10 protein-coding genes are annotated in these 17,164 nt (G+C 75.4%); 5 read left to right on the top strand and 5 right to left on the bottom strand.

What is annotated here, in order from left to right:
* Nucleotides 1-37: 37 nt before the first annotated feature.
* Nucleotides 38-3,523: a LodA/GoxA family CTQ-dependent oxidase gene (locus ACFTWP_RS34500; protein ID WP_380268963.1), complete on the bottom strand. Its 3,486-nt coding sequence runs from the start codon at nucleotides 3,521-3,523 to the stop codon at nucleotides 38-40.
* Between the two features lie 271 nt (nucleotides 3,524-3,794).
* On the opposite strand from ACFTWP_RS34500, the gene ACFTWP_RS34495 reads away from it, so the two are divergent.
* The 3 genes from ACFTWP_RS34495 to ACFTWP_RS34485 all read left to right on the top strand — a co-directional run bounded on the left by ACFTWP_RS34495 (nucleotide 3,795) and on the right by ACFTWP_RS34485 (nucleotide 8,732).
* Entirely contained in the window at nucleotides 3,795-4,466 is a 672-nt protein-coding gene (locus ACFTWP_RS34495; RefSeq protein WP_380268962.1) for a maleylpyruvate isomerase N-terminal domain-containing protein, read from the top strand.
* 241 nt (nucleotides 4,467-4,707) lie between these two features.
* Entirely contained in the window at nucleotides 4,708-5,277 is a 570-nt protein-coding gene (locus ACFTWP_RS34490; protein ID WP_380268961.1) for an SMI1/KNR4 family protein, read from the top strand.
* A 332-nt stretch (nucleotides 5,278-5,609) separates the two neighbouring features.
* A complete protein-coding gene (locus ACFTWP_RS34485; RefSeq protein WP_380268960.1) occupies nucleotides 5,610-8,732 on the top strand; it encodes a phosphocholine-specific phospholipase C in 3,123 nt (1,040 codons plus the stop codon).
* A gap of 189 nt (nucleotides 8,733-8,921) precedes the next feature.
* Here the strand turns inward: ACFTWP_RS34485 and ACFTWP_RS34480 are convergent, their stop codons facing one another.
* The 3 genes from ACFTWP_RS34480 to ACFTWP_RS34470 form a co-directional block, all read right to left on the bottom strand.
* Nucleotides 8,922-10,616: a SpoIIE family protein phosphatase gene (locus tag ACFTWP_RS34480; RefSeq protein ID WP_380268959.1), complete on the bottom strand. Its 1,695-nt coding sequence runs from the start codon at nucleotides 10,614-10,616 to the stop codon at nucleotides 8,922-8,924.
* Between the two features lie 299 nt (nucleotides 10,617-10,915).
* A complete protein-coding gene (locus tag ACFTWP_RS34475) occupies nucleotides 10,916-11,731 on the bottom strand; it encodes a DUF4184 family protein (protein ID WP_380268958.1) in 816 nt (271 codons plus the stop codon).
* A gap of 166 nt (nucleotides 11,732-11,897) precedes the next feature.
* The gene (locus ACFTWP_RS34470; protein WP_380268957.1) at nucleotides 11,898-13,175 is read right to left on the bottom strand and encodes a DUF5685 family protein; all 1,278 of its coding nucleotides are present in this window, start codon (nucleotides 13,173-13,175) and stop codon (nucleotides 11,898-11,900) included.
* Between the two features lie 412 nt (nucleotides 13,176-13,587).
* Here ACFTWP_RS34470 and ACFTWP_RS34465 point away from each other — a divergent pair, with 412 nt between their 5' ends.
* A complete protein-coding gene (locus ACFTWP_RS34465) occupies nucleotides 13,588-15,060 on the top strand; it encodes an MFS transporter (RefSeq protein ID WP_380268956.1) in 1,473 nt (490 codons plus the stop codon).
* Nucleotides 15,061-15,243: 183 nt separating this feature from the next.
* Complete coding sequence (locus tag ACFTWP_RS34460; RefSeq protein ID WP_380268955.1) at nucleotides 15,244-15,987, top strand: SDR family NAD(P)-dependent oxidoreductase; 744 nt, start codon at nucleotides 15,244-15,246, stop codon at nucleotides 15,985-15,987.
* A 117-nt stretch (nucleotides 15,988-16,104) separates the two neighbouring features.
* Here the strand turns inward: ACFTWP_RS34460 and ACFTWP_RS34455 are convergent, their stop codons facing one another.
* Nucleotides 16,105-17,136: a phosphotransferase family protein gene (locus ACFTWP_RS34455; protein WP_380268954.1), complete on the bottom strand. Its 1,032-nt coding sequence runs from the start codon at nucleotides 17,134-17,136 to the stop codon at nucleotides 16,105-16,107.
* Nucleotides 17,137-17,164: the final 28 nt, after the last annotated feature.

The following is a 17,164-nucleotide window of genomic DNA, read 5'->3' as shown; positions in this document are numbered from 1 at the left end:
TCGGCGCCGGCCGGGACGGGCGGTCAGCCACCGGATGTCAGTGGACGGCGCCCATGCCGGTGATCCTCGGTCGGACGGTCTGGGCGTCCGCCTCCCCGGGCGCGGCCCCCTCCGGACCGGCGCCCGACCCCGCCGCCGCATCGGCCGGCGCGGCCGCACCCACCCCGGCACCGCCCACCGCCGGCACCGGGAACGGCGTGGACAGCAGCACCCGGGCCTGCGGGGCGCTCAGGTCGGGCAGCGGACAGCCCGCGGTGATCCACTCCACGGCGATCTCGCGCCCGCTCTTGCCGGTGCCCGGCACCACGGCCTCGAACGCCCGGCCCATCGAACCGCCGGGGGACAGCAGGTCGGTGACGAAGCTGCTCTGCTCGGGGCGGCCGGGTGTGATCAGCCGGTTGTCGGGGTGGGAGATCGCGGCCAGCAGCGATCCGGTGGGCTGGGTGAACCACCAGGCCACCGTGTCCTTCCGGGTCACGGCCGGGTTCATCGGGTCGGGGCCGGTGATGACGGACCCGATGTGCCCGGGGGTGCCGGTCTGGCGCTGCCGCAGGGTCTCGACCAGCTTGATCATCGCCTGGAGCGGCGAGAGCACCGGGGGAGTGGGCGGCGGGCCGTCGGTGAGCGAGCGCGTCCACTCGTGCCAGAGCGCCAGCTCGCTCTCGGTGAAGACCTTGTACATGGGCCCGGTGAAGGAGGTCAGTTCGAAGAACGGGCTGCCCTCCGGATCGCCCGGCAGGATCAGCCCGGACTCCTGGAGCTGCACCAGCAGGCCGGACGGGTCGAGGAACCAGTCGTTGAGCCGGTTGTCCCCGAGCTGCTTCCCGTCGTGGTTCACCGAGGCGTACGGCGCCTTGCGGGTGATCATCTCGACCAGGCGGTCCTCCGCGGTGGGCGGGTTCAGCGCCAGCCGGAGAATGTCCTCGCCGATGGTGCCGGTGTCCTGGAACGCCACGTAGCCGGTCCAGATCCGCTGCCACTGCTGCTGGACGGCCTCGTCGCCACCGGCGTCGTAGATCGCCTCCAGGTACCGCGCGACCGCGTCCCGGGCCTTGGCGCCGTGCCCGGAGGCCGCGTTGTCGATGCCCACGTGCATCTTGTAGAACCGCGAGTCGACGCCGTAGTAGTCGAACAGCTCCGCCGTGGGCTTGATCCCGACCACCTCCCACTCCAGCTGCAGCGTCATCCCGAGGATCTCCGGGAAGAACCGCTCGGAGTAGAGCGAGATCGCCAGCTGGAAGGCACTGAGGGTGTACGCCGAGTCGAGCATGTCCGGCTGCATCGCGAAGTCGTAGGAGTCCACCGGCGGCAGGTAGAGGCCCACGCTGCGCAGCAGGTCGTGGTAGAGGTTGGAGTGGTTGAGCGCGGGGTCGCCGCCGCCGACCTCGTCCACCCAGATGGAGAACAGCAGGGCGTGGATGTCGCTGATCGGGCCGACCGGGGTGGCGTTGCGCAGCCAGGCGCCGTCGAGGAGGTTGAACGGCGCGAACTGGCGGATCCGCTCGATCAGCGCGGGCCGGTTGCGGAAGATGGGGTCCTGCGCCGGGTTGTAGTTCTCGGCCTGCCGCACCAGGTCGGTGTAGATCAGCTGGAGACGCGCCTCGAACGCCTCCTGGGTGTAGCGGAACGGGCGCAGGGTCAGCGGCAGCAGCGGATCCGCCTGTCTGGCCACCGCATGGGCGAGCACGCCCTCCACGTACTGGGCGGCGGCCTCGACCTGCTGCGGGAAGCGGTCGGGGTGCTGGAGCATGTAGAACCACTCGCGGTCGGTGAGGCCGACCTGCCGGGCGCGCTCGGTCTCCACCAGCACCGTCTCGCCGGCGGCGCCGGTCCGGGCGACGACGAAGCCGAGGCTGCTCCACTTCTCGACCATCTCGTTGTCGCCGGCGTGATCGCGCAGGAGCTGCCAGCGCCGGTTCATCCGCGTCAGGTAGGCCAGCGTGGTCTCGCCCTGACGCCGTTCGAGCTCGGGACGGTAGACCGCCTGGGTCCCCACTCCCCGGGCCCACGGCTTGCGGTACGCGTCGAGTTCGGTGGGCTGGGAGGGGCTGCCGGCGGCCCGGATCAGGCTGCGGTACTGCTCCTCCGGCAGGACGTCGTCCGGCCGCTGGGCCGGCCACCAGTGCGTGTGGCACTCGTAGAAGTCGGCCTGCCAGGGCACCGCCATGTGCTTGGTGACGTCCCCGGCGGCCAGGCCGGCCCGCAGCCGGAACGCGCCGGACCAGGTGGCCGGGTCGTCGGCGATGTACGTCATCTCGATGCCGGGGAAGAACGGCCCGCCCACGCAGGGCTCCAGGGCGGCCCGGACGAGGGCGTGCGGCTGTTCGGCGACGGGCAGGTCGGCGAGCGGCGCGGGTTCGGCGGTGGTCGAGGCGTCCGGGTCGTGGTCGGCGGTGAAGTCCCCGGCCGCCCAGCGGCGCATCCGCTCGTACTGTCCGGGCAGCAGGGTGAACCAGGTGCGGGGCTTGCCCTCGATCGGGTCGCCGTCGTCGCCGGCGAGCTGCGGCATGAAGGCGTAGTTGGCCTGGGTGACGTCCTCCGCGCCGGGGGTCCGCAGCCGCCGGAAGACGGTGTTGCGGGCGACGGCGTCCCCGGGGGCGTTCGAGGCCAGCGCGGCCAGCAGGTCCGGGTCGCGGAAGTCGCCCTGCTCGCCGGGGCCGTGACCGCGCAGGGCGTTGAGGTTGACCCACTGGTAGCCGCTGATCCGGTCGAGCAGCGGCAGGACGTCACGGGTGAACGAGACCTCCGGCGGCGCGGTCAGCCAACCCTCGCCCTCGGCGACCTCCCGGGCGACGTCGTAGAGGGTGACGATGTTCTCGGTGTCGGGGGCGAAGTCGGGCGGTGCCACCAGGACCCAGGCGGGGGTCACCGGGATGCTCCGCCCGCCGGCCACGGTGACGGTCGCGCTCACCGGGCCGTCGGAGGTGTCGTCGTGCCAGAAGTCGTTGTTGGCGTAGGTGGTGAGCGGGTTGTCCGGTTTGGCGGAGGCCGAGTGGCCGTATCCGCCCAGGACGAGCAGCCGGCCCGCCTCGTCGGTCCGCAGCTCGCCGAGTGCGACGGGGATGCCGAGGAAGGTGCCGGTGTCGAACCGGGCCTGCCGGCCGTCCGCGTCCGGGCCGCTCACGCTGCGCGGTCCCGGCTTGATGACGAGGGTGGCCCGGGCCTGCGGGTCGGCCGGGTCGATGCTCTGGTTGCGCAGGTTGTCCGGGGCCTCGGAGCGGTTGAACCTCCCGTGGAAGCGGTACCAGGCGGCCTTCGCGTTGGCCAGCTCGACCGACCACTGCAGGTCCGCGTCCTCGGCGGTCACCTCGCCGAGGACGTTGTGGTCCTTGTCGTAGCCGTAGACGCGGAAGCGTGCGGCCTGGCGTTTCACCCGGCCCTGGGGATCCTTGTAGCCGGCTTCGGGGTGCGCGCCCGTCCCGGGTGTCTCCGGGCCGACGAACCAGCCGTCGGGGCTGTTGCCGACGCGGGCGACGCCGAGGGTGGGGTGGATTTCACAGTAGGCGATGTCATCTGGGTTCACGGCGGCCTCCAGGAGGGACACGGTGGTCACGACCCAGAGCAACGGCGGTCTGCCGGTTCGGCGGCTGACGGCGGCCGGGCTCTGACGATGGGTCATAAGGATCGCATACGCACTAACATGCCGGGGGAGACACGCTCAAGCGTGGCTGGGCGGCCCCCGGGGCCGCAGTACCGGAATTTTCCAGTCCACTCATACCGGATTGGACCTGTCCCGTCCGGGTGCCACGCGGTCAGAATCGGCAGTGATCATGGTGTGGAGCAGGGAGAACGGCATGGGCGGCAGGGACGGCAAGGACGCGACCTCGGCGGTGCGCCGGGCCTACCTGCGGACGGCGCGGACCGTCGGGGAGCTGCTCGCCGAGCCCGAGGTCGCCGCGGCCTGGCACGCCCCCAGCGCCCTCGACGGGGTGACCGTCGGTGACCTCGCCGGCCACCTCGCCGCGCAGACCTTCCTCGTCCCCCGGGCCCTCGCCGAGCCACTGCCCACCGACCGCGCGAACCCGGTGCGGCTGCTCGACTACTGCGCCGCCGCCGGTCGGACCGGCTCCGCGCCCGACGACGCGGCGGGCATCCGGATCCACCCGGGCGGTGCCCGGACGGCCGCCGAAGGGCCGCGGGCGCTGGCCGACCGGGCGGCGGCCACCGTCACCGCGCTGGGCCCCGCCCTGGCGGCCGAACCGGCCGACCGGCTGGTCCACCTGCCGTGGGGCCCGTGGACCCTGCGACTCGACGACTTCCTGGTCAGCCGCATGATGGAACTCGCCGTGCACGCCGACGACCTGGCCTTCAGCGTCGGCCTGCCCACCCCGCCGATCCCGGCCGCCGGACTCGACACCGTGATCCGCCTGCTGACCCGGCTCTCGGTCCGCCGGCACGGCCCGACCGCGCTGCTCCGTACCCTGGCCCGGGCCGAGCGGGCACCGGCCACGGTGGCGGCGTTCTGAGGGAGTCCCACCCGGTCGGGCGCGGCCGGGGCGGGGCCCGGGCGTCCGTCGGGACCGCGGACGCGGCCGTGTTCCGCGTGGTCGGTTCCGGTGTTCCGCCATCGTCCGGTCGGCCGGTTTGGTGGGCCGTCGAGTTCCGGTCGACCGGTTTGGCGTCGATGGGGTGGTCGGGGACGCCTGACCGTCACAAGTCCCTTGCCCAGACTGTCTGTTGTCGGTTCTGACTGGCAGGATCGCAGGCGTGACAGATCATGGCGGACTGGTTCGGAGAGTGGCGGAGCGGGCCCGGTCCCGCGAGCAGGCGCTGCCGGCGCCGGTGAGCGCGCGGGAGCTGGCGGACGCGGAGGACGAGCTCGGCGTGGCGCTGCCGCCGCTGCTCGCACGGCTGTACCGGGAGGTCGCCAACGGGGGCTTCGGCCCCGGCTACCAGCTGCTGCCGCTGGTCGGGCCGGGCCGTACGGTGCTCGCGGTCCACCGGGCGGAGCAGGAGCGGGTCCGGGGCGGGGAGAGTCCGCGCTGGCCGGCCGGTGTGGTGCCGGTGATGGACTGGGGCTGCGGGATGTTCGCGGCGGTGGACTGCCTCGGTGGGGCGGGCACCGTCCTGCTCTTCGAGCCCAACGGCGTGGTGGACCGCTGGGAGGACGCCTGGTACGTCGACGCGGACTGCCTGGCCGGCTGGCTGGAGACCTGGTTCGCGGGGATGGCCTGGTACGAGGAGATCAGCGGCGCGGGAATGCGGGCGACCGAACCGCGGCCCTGGGAGGAGGTCGAGGCCCGGCTGTCCGCGCCCGATCCCGACCGGGCGCCGTGACCGACCGGGCGCCGTGACCGACCGGGTCGTGCGCGGTGTCGGCGGGTGGGGTGTCGTCGTGCGCGGTGTCCGCGTCTGTGGGTGTGTGCGGCCGGTCGGCCGACCCGCGCGGTCGGTTCGCGGACGGCCGAGGTCCGCAGGCGGGCGCCGCGCGGTCCGCGGCGCCCGGGAGGGGCCGTCGGGGCCTCCGTAGATGTCTATACAGGTTGGGGACCGCCGGCGGTCATCGAGTCGTCACCCAACACCCCGGTCATGGTCATCTTCGCGGCTTAGACATAACGGGTCTGGACCAGTCAGGCACCCAGTACCGTGATCGAGGAGCCACCACCCCCATGAGTCCGATCCCCGAAGTCTCGCGCCGTACCCTGCTCGGCGGCGCGGCGGCGGCCGCCGTGCTGTCCGCCCTCCCCCTCAGCGTGCGCGAGGCGCTCGCCGCTCCCGCCCGGCCCGGAAAGCTCGCGGACATCGAGCACGTCGTGGTCCTCATGCAGGAGAACCGCTCCTTCGACCACTACTTCGGTTCGCTGCCCGGCGTCCGCGGCTTCGGCGACCGCGCGGCCGTGCGCGGGGTCAACGGGCGCTCCGTCCTCCACCAGCCCGACCCCTCCCGCAAGGAGGGCCACCTGCTGCCGTTCCCGATGAACGCCGCGCACACCAACGCGTACCAGCAGGGCGCCCCGGCCTTCGGGTTCGTCGACTCCATGAAGGCCTGGAACGACGGCCTCGCCGACGGCTCGGTGACCCGCCGCTCCGGCGGCTGGCTGGGCCAGGGCTACTACGAGCCCGCCGACATGCCCTTCTACAACGCGCTCGCCTCGGTGTTCACCACCTGCGACGCCTACCACGCGTCGGTGCAGTGCAACACCAACACCAACCGCGAGCACCTGATGACCGGCACCAGCGGCGGCACCGTCCGCGACACGCCGGTGACCGACAACACCGAGATCCCCGGCGGCTACGAGTGGACCACCTACGCCGAGCGGCTGGAGCAGGCCGGCGTCAGCTGGAAGACCTACCAGGCACTGGACAACTTCGACGACAACGCGCTCGCCTGGTTCGCCCCCTTCGTCAAGGCCAAGCCCGGTGAGCCGCTGTACGAGCGCGGCATGCGCGCGGTCGGCGACCCGGCGAAGAAGTCAGACCCCTTCGCGATGGGCGACGCCCTGGTCGAGGCGTTCACCGCGGACGTCCAGGCCGACACCCTGCCGCAGGTCTCCTGGCTGGTCGCGCCCGCGGCGCTCTCCGAGCACGCCAACTACGCGCCGCCGAACGGCGAGCACCTCACCGCGCGGCTGCTCTCCGCGCTGGCGGCCAAGCCCGAGGTCTGGGCCAAGACCGTCTTCATCCTCAACTACGACGAGCACGGCGGCTTCTTCGACCACCTGCTGCCACCGGTGCCGCCGCTGGCCGCCGGGCGCGGCAAGTCCACCGTCCCGGTCGACGGCGAGGTCGTGGTCCGGGTGAGCAAGGGCGGCAGCACCTACCACCGGGTGGTCTCCCAGGACGGCCGGTACCGGGTGAAGGCCGCCGACGGCTCGCTCACCTGGTCCGACACCCTGCCGGCCGGCGAGAGCCTCGACTCCGGCCCGTACCCGATGGGTCTGGGCGTCCGGGTGCCGATGATCGTCGTCTCGCCCTGGACCCGCGGCGGCGTGGTGGACTCCACCGTCTACGACCACACCTCGGTGATCCGGCTGCTGGAGAAGCGCTTCGGCGTCCAGGAGCCCAACATCAGCCCGTGGCGGCGCGCCGTCACCGGCGACCTCACTGCCGTCTTCGACTTCTCCGGCCGCGACCCGCAGTGGCCGCAGCTGCCCGACACCAGCGGCAACCGGCAGAAGGTCACCGACACGGGCAAGCTGCCCGCGCCCACCGTGCCCAGCCCGCAGGCCCTCCCGCAGCAGCAGCGCGGCTCCCGCACCGCCCGACCGACCCCGTACAACCTGACCGTCAAGTCGCGGCTGAAGGACGGGGTGCTGACCGTCGACTTCGTCAACCAGGGCCGTCAGGGCGCCGTGTTCGCGGTCTACCCCGCGCCCGGCACCGCGCCCCGCCACTACACCGTCGGCGCGAAGGACCGGCTCTCCGACACCTGGACGGTCGGCGCCGAGGGGTACGACCTGCGGGTGCACGGCCCGAACGGCGCGCTCTGGCACCTGCGCGGCGACGCCGCCGCCCTGTACGAGGCCTCGATCTCCGAGGAGCAGAACGGGCGGGTGCTGGAGGTCGACGTGATCAACCGGACCCGCACCGCCCAGACCTTCCTGGTCGGCGACCTCGCGTACGGCGACGGGCTGCGCGAGGTCCGGGTCGGGGCCGGCGACGACAAGACCGTCAACGTCCGGGTGGGCCGCGAGGGCTGGTACGACGTCACGGTGGCGCTGCGCGGCGACCTCGCCTTCCGCCGCCGCCTGGCCGGGCGCTTCCCCGGCGACGGGCAGGGCGTCACCGACCCGGCGATGGGCCTGCCCGACCCGCTCACCGTGGACGTCTCGCTGCGGGCCGCGTCCGCCACCATCGACGAGGCGATCCTGCTGCCCGGGCGCCCCGCCCGGATCAGCGCCCGCCTCACCGCCGCCGCGACCGCCCTCACCGCGGTCGAGGCGCAGCCGCTGGTGCCGGCCGGCTGGACGGTCACGGCCGTCACCCCGGCGCCCGCCGCGCTGGCGGCCGGTGCCACCGCCGTCGCCGAGTGGGACGTGACGCCGCCGGCCGTGCTGCCGGGCGGGGCCACCCACCGGATCCTGGTCACCGTGCGCGCCCTGGCCGGCGACCGGTTCGCGATCGCGGACGGCGAGATCGGCGCCCGGACGGCCCCCGTGATGGCGGGTCACCTGCTCGGCGAGGACTTCGAGTCGCTCGCGGACGTGCTCCAGCCGGTCGGCGCGGTGTCGGGCTGGACGGCCCAGGCGCCGAAGGGCTGGTCGGTCGTGAACGCGCCGGGCATGCCGCAGGGCACCGCCCGCCTCCAGGGGTGGACCTTCCACACCAAGCGCGCCTGGTCGACGCCGGCCGGCCAGGACCGGGGCAACTTCACCCGGGGCCTGGGCATCCTCGCCGTCGCCGACCCGGACGACTGGGACGACACCGGCGCGCCCTCCGGCAAGGGCCGGTTCGACTCCACCCTGGTGTCGCCCGCCGTGCCGGTCCCGGCCGGCGTCGGCACCCTGTACCTCGGCTTCGACTCGCACTACCGCCAGGAGGCACCGCAGAAGGCCTCCGTCACGGCGGTGTTCGACAACGGCACCGAGACCCGGCTGCTCTCCTACAGCAGCGACGCCACGGGCAACGACAACGCCGGCAAGGACGTCCAGAACGCGTTCGTCGCCCGCAGCGTCGCCGTCCCGGCGGGTGCCACCTCGGTGACGCTGAGGTTCCGGATGTACGACGCGGGCAACAACTGGTTCTGGGCGGTGGACCACGTCCGCCTGTCCACCGCGCCGGTCACGGGCTGATCCGGGCGGGGGGCGGGGGCCCCCCCGGCCGCCGGCGCCCCCGCCCCCCCGGAGCGCCCGGCCGGCGGGCCCCCCCCCCCCCCCCGCGGGGGGGGCGCGCCGACCGCGGACCGCGGCGGCCCGGCCCCACGGTTCCGGCCGGCCCGCGGGCCCACCGTCCCCGGCCGGGGCGGCGCGCCCGCGGGCCGCTCAGCGCCGGCGCACCCGGGCGGCCAGCAGGGCGACGTCGTCCTCGGCCACCTGCGGGATCAGCCCCTGCAGTGCGGCGTCCAGCAGCCGGTCCAGCGGGCCGGCGGCCGGCAGGCGCAGGTCCGCCAGCCGGGCCAGCGAGGTGTCGATGTCCTCGCCCCGCCGTTCGACCAGGCCGTCGGTGTAGAGCAGCAGGGTCTGCTCCGGCAGCAGGTCGCGGGTGGACTGCTCGTAGCCGCCGAAGCCGGTGCCCAGCGGCGGGCCGGTCGGCACCGGCACCAGCTCGGTCCGCCGGTCCGCGACGATCAGTGCCGGCGGCAGGTGGCCGGCGCTGGAGAAGGTCCACCGGCCGCGCCCGGGGTCGGCGAGGGCGAGCAGGCAGGTGGCGGGCCGGGAGGCCTCGTCCTCCGAGATCAGGGCGTCGAGCTGGCGCAGGATCCGGTGCGGGGGCAGGTCCATGGCGGCCACGTAGCGCAGCATCGAGCGGTAGTTGCTCATGTCCACCGCGGCCTCGACACCGTGGCCCATCACGTCGCCGATCACCAGCAGGGTCCGGCCGAACGGCAGCCGCACCGTCTCGTACCAGTCGCCGCCCACCACCGAGGTGGTGCCGGAGGCCAGGTAGCGGGAGGCGAGGTCGAGGTTGGGGTGCGGATTGCCGGGCTCGGCGAGCAGTGCCCGTTGCAGCTCCAGCGCGATGCCCTGCGAGTGGGCGTACCGCCGGGCGTTGTCGATGCTGACCGCCGCCCGGTCGGCGAGGTCCTCCACCAGGAAGACGTCGTCCTCGGTGAAACCGAGGGACGATCCGCGCAGCCGGGCGAGCGACAGCACACCGATGACCCGGCCCCGGGCGGTCAGCGGCACGGCCAGCACGGAGTCGATCCCGGCCGCCCGGTAGGCCTCCAGGTCGCCGGCGTTCGCGGCCGGGCCCGCCAGCTCGTCCTCGGTGAGCAGGTTCGCGCTCACCGCCCGGCCGGCGGCCAGGCTCCGGGCGGCGGCGGACGCCTCCCGGTGGCGGACGGACTCACCGGGCCGGGCGAGCGGGTCGAGCCGCGGACGCAGCACGGGGGTGCAGGCGACGGCTGAGCGGCGCAGCCGCGCCGGGCCGGGCGCGGTGGCGCCGCCGCGCTCGACCGACTCCGCCGGGAGCATCTCGACGACGGCCAGGTCGGCGAGGCCGGGCACGGTGAACTCGGCGAGTTCCACGCAGGTGGTGTCGACGTCGAGGGTGGTGCCGATCCGCCCGGAGGCCGCGTGCAGCATCGCGAGCCGGGCCCGGGCCTGTTCGAGCTCGTGCCGGCCGCCGTCCTCGGGCTCGGCCCCCTCCAGCAGGACGGCGATCAGGCCGGCCGCGCGGCCCGCCAGCTCCAGCCGCTGGTAGCGGGCGCGCTGCCCGCCGGCCACCGCCTCGCGCGGGCGCCCGTCGGCGAGCACCAGGCGCAGCGTGTGCGCCACCGCGGCCTGCGGCGTGTCGGCGACCGGCCGGCCCACCAGCTCGGCCGGCCGCAGGCCGGTGACCTGGGCGAAGGCGGCGTTGACGTACTGCCAGCGCAGGTCCGGATCCAGCAGCCCGACACCGACCGGGAGCTGGCCCAGCACCTGGCGCAGCAGCTCTCCGCTGCCGGTGGCCAGAGCGGCCGCGGCCGCGTCGACCAGGGCGTCGGCGGCCTCCCGGTCCGAAGCCTGCGCGTGCACCGGGCCCTCCTCGCTCACGGTGGGGCAACTCGACACTGTCCATGATCAGGCGACTTCGGCCGCGGCGCATCCAGCTCGGGGGCCGGCGGGGGCACCGCGGGCCCGCGGCCGACCTGCCGGGGCCCCGCCGTCGGCGTCCCGAACCGACCCGGCGAACCGGCCCGGCGAACCGGCCTGACGGGACGGCCCGACGGGACGGCTCCCCGGTGCGGCCTGCCGGTACGCGGCCACGGGGTGACCGCCGGCGCGACCGGCGATCCGGCCCGCTCAGCTCCCGGTCCGCTCAACCCCCGGTCCGCTCAGCCCCTGGCCCGTCGCCCCCGCCGCGGCGCTGCGTGCGCGAGCACCGCGTAGCCGGTGAGGGCGAGCGCCGCCCCGGCCGCGGCGCCGAAGGCCGTGGTCGGCACCAGCTGGGCGAGGGAGGAGTCCGGCAGGAGCGTCCAGCGCCGGACCACCCGGTGGGCGGCGCCCAGCCCGGCCGCGCCGGCGGTCACCCCGAGGACCAGGGCGCGCGGCCAGCGCGGGGGCCGGGCGGCGGTCGGCGCCGGCCCGGTCCGGGCCGTCCGCGCGGTCCGGGCCAGGTACCGGGCCAGGACGACCAGTGCGACCGCGGAGCTCCCGTACTGCAGCACCTGGTACAGCGGGACACCGGCCGGCGACCGGGCCAGCACCGGCAACAGTCGGACACCGGCCCGGTCGTGATGCGTGAAGGCGTCCCAGCCGACATGGGTGCCCGCGCCGATCGCCGCCGAGAGGGCGAACCAGGCGAGGGCCCGGAGCCGGACCAGCGCCCGCCACGGCCGCACCGGTGCGGTGAGCGCCTCGGCGACCGCCGCCGCACGGGCCGGCAGCAGGGCCACCAGCGGGGCGCGCAGTACGGCGTGCCAGAGCAGCACGAGCCCGGCGGTCAGCAGCACGTCCACCGTCGGCACACCCCACCAGGCGTGCGTGGCGGACCCGTAGCCGAACAGCCCGGGCCGTACCGAGGCCGCGAAGTACGGCAGGTCGGGCACGGTCGAGCCGGCCACCAGGGCGGAGGCGACCAGCGGCCCGCCCGCCCCGCTGCGCCGGAGCAGCGGCAGCACGGCGGCCGGGTGGCTCAGAGTGAAGGGCATGCGCACACCCAAGCAGGTCCGGTGCGGCGGCCGGTCACCGGGGCGGCCGGGCGGCGGGGCGCGCCGCGGTGGCCCCGACGGGCCGCCTGCCGCCTGACGCCGCTCGCCGCCGTCGCTCCGGCGCCGCTTCGCCCGGCCGGACGGTCGCGGGCCCGTCCCGGGCCGGTCAGCAGTCGCACCCGCAGTCGCAGCCGCAGCAGTCGCAGCCGTCGCCGCAGCAACTGCAGCCGTCCCCGCAGCAGCTGCAGCCGTCGCCGCAGCACTCGGCCTTCTCGCAGCAGTCCTGGCGGGCGCACCACCCCTCCCTGCGCTGCCGGTTGAACGGGTCCTCGTGCTCGCAGCACATCAGCCGGCAGCTGCAGGCCATCAGCGTCCACAGTGCGCAGCCGGCCAGCAGGTTGCGCGGCGGCCGGCCGTCGCCGCCCGGGGGCGGGCCGAAGTCGCGGTCGGACGGCTGCCGGTAGGGGCTCAGGCCGGGCGGCTGGTCGTACGGATGCTGCCCCCGGGGCGGCTCGTGGCGCGCCGGGGCGGTCAGGAGGGAGGCGTCGGCGGCGCGCTCGGTGGCGCAGGCGCCGCCGTGGGCGTGCCGGCGGCCGAAGACCCGCTCCACCGCCCGCTCGGTCTCGTGGCCCAGCAGGGCGTGGACGAGGGAACGGTCGGTCAGTTCCACCTCGCGCAGGGCGAGCCGGATGCCGTGGACGGCGTCCCGGCAGAGGCGTTCGGCCTCGGCCCGGTCGGTGCCGGTGGCGGTCAGCGGGTTCCAGGCGCCGGTGGCGGCGTCAGCGGCCCGGTCCTCGGCCGCGTCCAACAGGTGGGCCAGCCGGCCGAACAGCCGCCCGGCCTCGGCGAGCGGGGCGGCGTTGCCGGGCCGCCCGGCCAGCGTGGCGGTGTGCGCGAAGGCGGCGGCGGTCGCGCTCTCGGTGGGCTCGGTCACCAGCAGGACCGAACTCCCGGGCCCCGCGGCCCGTTCCAGCTCGGCCTGCCGGGCGCCGGCGGTGAGCAGCACGCCGGTGTCGAAGCCCAGGGCCGCGCCGCTGCCCGCGCTCTGCCGGTCCCACCGCCGGGTCACCGCCCGGGCGCCGACGGCTATCGGGCGGCGGGCGAACACGCCGTCCCGGTCCTCGACGTGGTCGCGCATCTTCACCGACGCGAGGGCGAGCGAGACGGCGGCGGCGAGTCTGGCGCCCTCGCCCCGGGCGACCTCGGCGGTCCGCATGCCGCGCAGCGGGCAGGGCCCGGCGGTGCGGCGCCAGGAACCGTCCGTCGCCGCGGCCTGGGCCTCGACCAGGACGGAGATGATCAGCCCGTCGTAGTTGGTGGCCGTCCGGGCCAGCTGCCCGTGCTGGTCGCGCAGGGCCAGGCAGAGCCCGCACAGGTGCGCCGTCCAGGAGCTCCGGAGCCGCTCGGAGAGCCCGTGCCGACAGGGTCTGATGATGCCGAACATGATCCCCCTCGTACGCCCCGGGCCGCCGGCCCGGCTGATCGAGCGCCAATTGTACGATCAGCGCACCCCGCCGACGGCCCGCCCCCGGCCGGGCCGTCCGCCCCCGTCGGGCCGCCCGGGGCCGCCCCCGGCCGGGACACCGGAGTGATCGGGCGCCCTGGGGCTCCGGGGGCACTGGGACCCCTGGGGCTCCGGGGGCTCGCGGGGAGGGCGGATACCATCACAGCAATGGGAACACCCGACGGTACGCCAGATCCCGGCTCGCAGGCCGGGTCCGCCAGCTCCTACAGCGCCGCCGAGTGCGCCGCCCGCGGCCGCCCGGTCGGCGACGGCCCGCGGGAGCGCACCGGGCGGCCGGCGAGGCCCGCTCCCCGGCCCGCTCCTCAGCCGGCCGGGCCGTGCGGGGTGCGACGTGGCTGAGCGTTTCGACCCCGCGGGGCGCCGGGTGCTCGCGGTCTGCATGACTGCGGGTTTCACCACCCTGCTCGACCAGTCGCTGCTGAACACCTCGGTGCCCGCGCTGCGGGACTCGCTGCACGCCCAGCCGGCCCAGATCCAGTGGATCGTCGCCGGTTTCTCGCTCGCCTTCGGGCTCGCGCTGGTGCCCGGCGGCCGCCTGGGCGACGTCCGCGGACGCCGGACGCTGTTCCTCACCGGGCTCGCGGTCTTCACCGGCTTCAGCCTGCTGTCCGCGACCGCCGCCCACCCGTGGACGCTGGTCGCCGCCAGGCTGCTGCAGGGAGTCGGCGCCGGGCTGGTCAACTCGCAGATGATCGGCACCATCCAGGACGTCTTCGGCGGGCAGTTGCGGGCCCGCGCGCTCGGTCTGTACGCCGTCACCGGCGGGCTGGCCACCGCGCTCGGACCGCCGATCGGCGGTCTGGTGCTCGCCCTCGCCGGCGAGCACGACGGCTGGCGGCTGACCTTCCTGCTCAACGTCCCGTTCGGCCTGCTGACCCTCGTCCTCGCCGCCCGTCACCTGCCGCCGCCGCGCTCCAGCACCGGGCACCCCGACCTCGACCCGGTCGGGCTGCTGCTGGTCGCCGCGCTGACCCTGGTGGTGATGGTGCCGTTCGTCCTGCCGCCGGGCGGCTCGGGCGCGGTGGCCTACCTGGCCGCCGCCGGCGCGCTCACCGCCCTGTTCGTGCACTGGCAGCGCCGGTACGTCCGCAGGGGCCGGCACCCGCTGGTGCATCCCGCGCTCGCCCGCTCCCGGCCGTTCGCGCTGGGCACCGTGGTGGCGATGGCGCAGTTCGGGTCCTCGATCGCGGCCGGCCTGGTACTGATCATGTTCCTCCAGGACGGGCTCGGGATGTCGCCGGTGGGTGCCGCCCTGGTCAGCCTGCCGGCGCCGCTGGCGATGGGCATCTCCTCCGCGCTGGCCTGGCGGGTGGTGCGGCGGTTCGGCCGGCACACCGTCACGGCCGGGATGGCGCTGTCCGCCGCCGCGATGCTGGCGGGCGGCCTGGTCGCCCTCCGGACGCCGGAAGGGTCGCTGCCCTGGGCGCTCGCGCTCGTCCAGGTCTTCGTCGGGATCGCCGTCGGGTTGGTGAACGCGCCCAACCAGGCGGCCGTGCTGCGCCACGCGCCGGCCGAGGCGGCCGGGGTCGGCGGCGGGATCCTGCAGATGTCGCAGCGGATCGCGGCGGCGGTCGGGGTGCCGGCGCTGTCCGGGATCTACCTCCGCGGCGCCGCCGTCGCGGGCGGCGAGGGCCACCGCGCCGCGTACTTCCAGGCGAGCGCGACCTGTGCGGCGGTGGCGGCGCTGGCCGTCCTGGTGGCGGTGTTCGCGGCCCGGTCGGGCGGTTCCCCGAGCGCGGGGGAGGGTGAGCCGACGGCCCGGTCGGCCGGCACCGTACGGGCGCCCGCGGGCCGCGGCGCCTGACCGCCCGAACCGGCCCCGCGCAGGGTCCGCGCGGGCCCGCGACCCGGGCCGTCCCGCGCTCGGGGAACCGCCGGGCCGGGCCGGGTCGGGCCGCCGAACGTGGCGTCCGAATGCCGCCGGACTCCGCCCGGGCGGCGTACGAGTATCGGGACGTCAGCGAAACCGAGGCAGAGAAGAGCGATCATGAACGCGGTACTCGACGGCAAGGTGGCCCTGGTGACCGGCGGCAGCCGGGGCATCGGCGAGGCGGTGGCACTGCGGTTGGCCGAGGACGGCGCCGACGTCGTGCTGACCTACCTCGGCAGCGCCGAACGCGCGGCAGCGGTGGTGGACCGGATCAAGGCGCTCGGCCGCCGGGCGCTGGCCGTGCAGGCCGACAGCGCCGACCCGGCGGCCGTCCGCGCGGCGGTCGACCTGGCCGCCGCCGAGTTCGGGCGGCTCGACATCCTGGTCAACAACGCGGGTGTCGGGGTGGTCGGCCCGATCGAGGATCTGTCCCCGGAGGACGTCGACCGGGTGCTGGAGGTCAACGTCCGGGCGCCGTTCGTGGCCTCGCAGGCGGCGCTGCGCCACATGACGGAGGGCGGGCGGATCGTCACCATCGGCAGCTGCATGGCCGAGCGCTTCGCCTTCCCCGGCGGGTCGCTGTACGGCATGAGCAAGAGCGCGCTGAACGGCCTGACCAGGTCGCTCGCCCGCGAGCTCGGTCCGCGGGGCATCACCGCGAACCTGGTGAACCCCGGCCCCACCGACACCGACATGAACCCGGCGGACGGCCCGGCCGCCGAGCTGCAGCGTGGTTTCACGGCGCTGGGGCGTTTCGGGACGCCGTCGGAGGTGGCCGCGACGGTGGCCCACCTGGTGGGCGACGGCGGGCGCTACATCACCGGCGCGGCCGTGTCGGTGGACGGCGGCTACGCGGCCTGAGCGCCGCGGCGGCGGGCGGGGCGGGGCAGCGGTCGGCTTCAGCCCCACCCCGTCGCCGTTCGCCGCCGTCGCCGTTCGCCGTCGCCCGCCGCCGGCCGAACGCGTGCCGGTGGGACGTCAGTTCGCGGCGGGCGGCTCGGCCGGGGTCCCCCGCAGCCGGTCGAGCGCCGCGCGCAGGTCGGCCCGGACGAGCGCGGCGAACGGCTCGTGCTCCGCCGGGTCGTAGCCGCGCGGGGTGGCCTCGACCAGCATGATCAGGTCCAGGTAGATCCGGTAGAGGTCGATCCGCCGGGCCGCCTCGGGGGTGATCTCGAACGACGGGCCGACCACCGAGCGGTACCCCGCGAGGAAGTCGGCGTCGGCGGTGATGTCACCGAGCAGTGCGGGGGACACCAGATCCGCCAACGGGTCACCCCAGAAAGCCCGTTCGCCGTCGATGACGCCGCTGATCTCCAGCCGTCCGGCCCGCTCGGCGAGCAGCACGTTGCCCTCCCACAGGTCGAAGTGGACGAGGCTGGGCACGGTCACCGCGTCGAGCAGCCACGCGCGTGCGCGGACCGTCCCGAGCAACTGCTCCGGGTCGACCGGCAGCACGACGCCGTACCGCCGGGCGTCCGCGAGCACGTCGTCCAGCATCCGGCCGTAGGCGGCCCGCCAGGTGGGCAGGGTGCCGTGCTGGGGGTAGCCGAAGCCGGTGCCGCGGACAGCACGGAGCCGGCCGGTCAGTTCGCCGAAGTCCCGCCGAAGCCGCGCCTGGTCGGCCGCCTCGATGCGCGGGCGGGCCCGGTCCCAGCTCTCGCCGGGCAGATGGGACATGAGCAGGTAGTCGCCGTCGACGATCCGCCGCTCGAAGTCGGCCGCCAGGACCTGGGGGACACTCACCCCGGCCTGCTCGGCGGCCAGCCGGTAGAACTCCGTCTCGGTGCGCATCAGCCCGTGCTCGTAGGTCAGCAGCGGCACCACGGGCGGCGGGGAGATCTTCAGCACCGCCACCCGCTCCGGCGGGTCGAGGGTGATCCGGTAGGCGGCGTTGAAGGTGCCGCCGGTGAGCTCCTCGACGTCCGTCACCCGGGTGCCCGGGGCGCAGGAGGCGGCGACGACGGCGCGGATCTCCGCCGGGCCGAGGCGTTGCTTGGTGGCGCTGTGCATGGGGCCCTCTCGCGGCTGGTGCCCCGGC

Source organism: Kitasatospora sp. NPDC057015 (assembly GCF_042673745.1).
Taxonomy (GTDB): Bacteria; Actinomycetota; Actinomycetes; order Streptomycetales; family Streptomycetaceae; genus Kitasatospora.
Note: the sequence above shows the minus strand (reverse complement) of the source record. Positions and strands in the feature narration are given on the sequence as shown.

Bases quoted from the DNA above. Each gene is read 5' to 3' on its own strand.
- ACFTWP_RS34495 (WP_380268962.1), top strand. From the start codon at position 3,795: ATGGGCGGCAGGGACGGCAAGGACGCGACCTCGGCGGTGCGCCGGGCC.
- ACFTWP_RS34485 (WP_380268960.1), top strand. From the start codon at position 5,610: ATGAGTCCGATCCCCGAAGTCTCGCGCCGTACCCTGCTCGGCGGCGCG.
- ACFTWP_RS34475 (WP_380268958.1), bottom strand. From the start codon at position 11,731: ATGCCCTTCACTCTGAGCCACCCGGCCGCCGTGCTGCCGCTGCTCCGG.
- ACFTWP_RS34470 (WP_380268957.1), bottom strand. From the start codon at position 13,175: ATGTTCGGCATCATCAGACCCTGTCGGCACGGGCTCTCCGAGCGGCTC.
- ACFTWP_RS34460 (WP_380268955.1), top strand. From the start codon at position 15,244: ATGAACGCGGTACTCGACGGCAAGGTGGCCCTGGTGACCGGCGGCAGC.
- ACFTWP_RS34455 (WP_380268954.1), bottom strand. From the start codon at position 17,136: ATGCACAGCGCCACCAAGCAACGCCTCGGCCCGGCGGAGATCCGCGCC.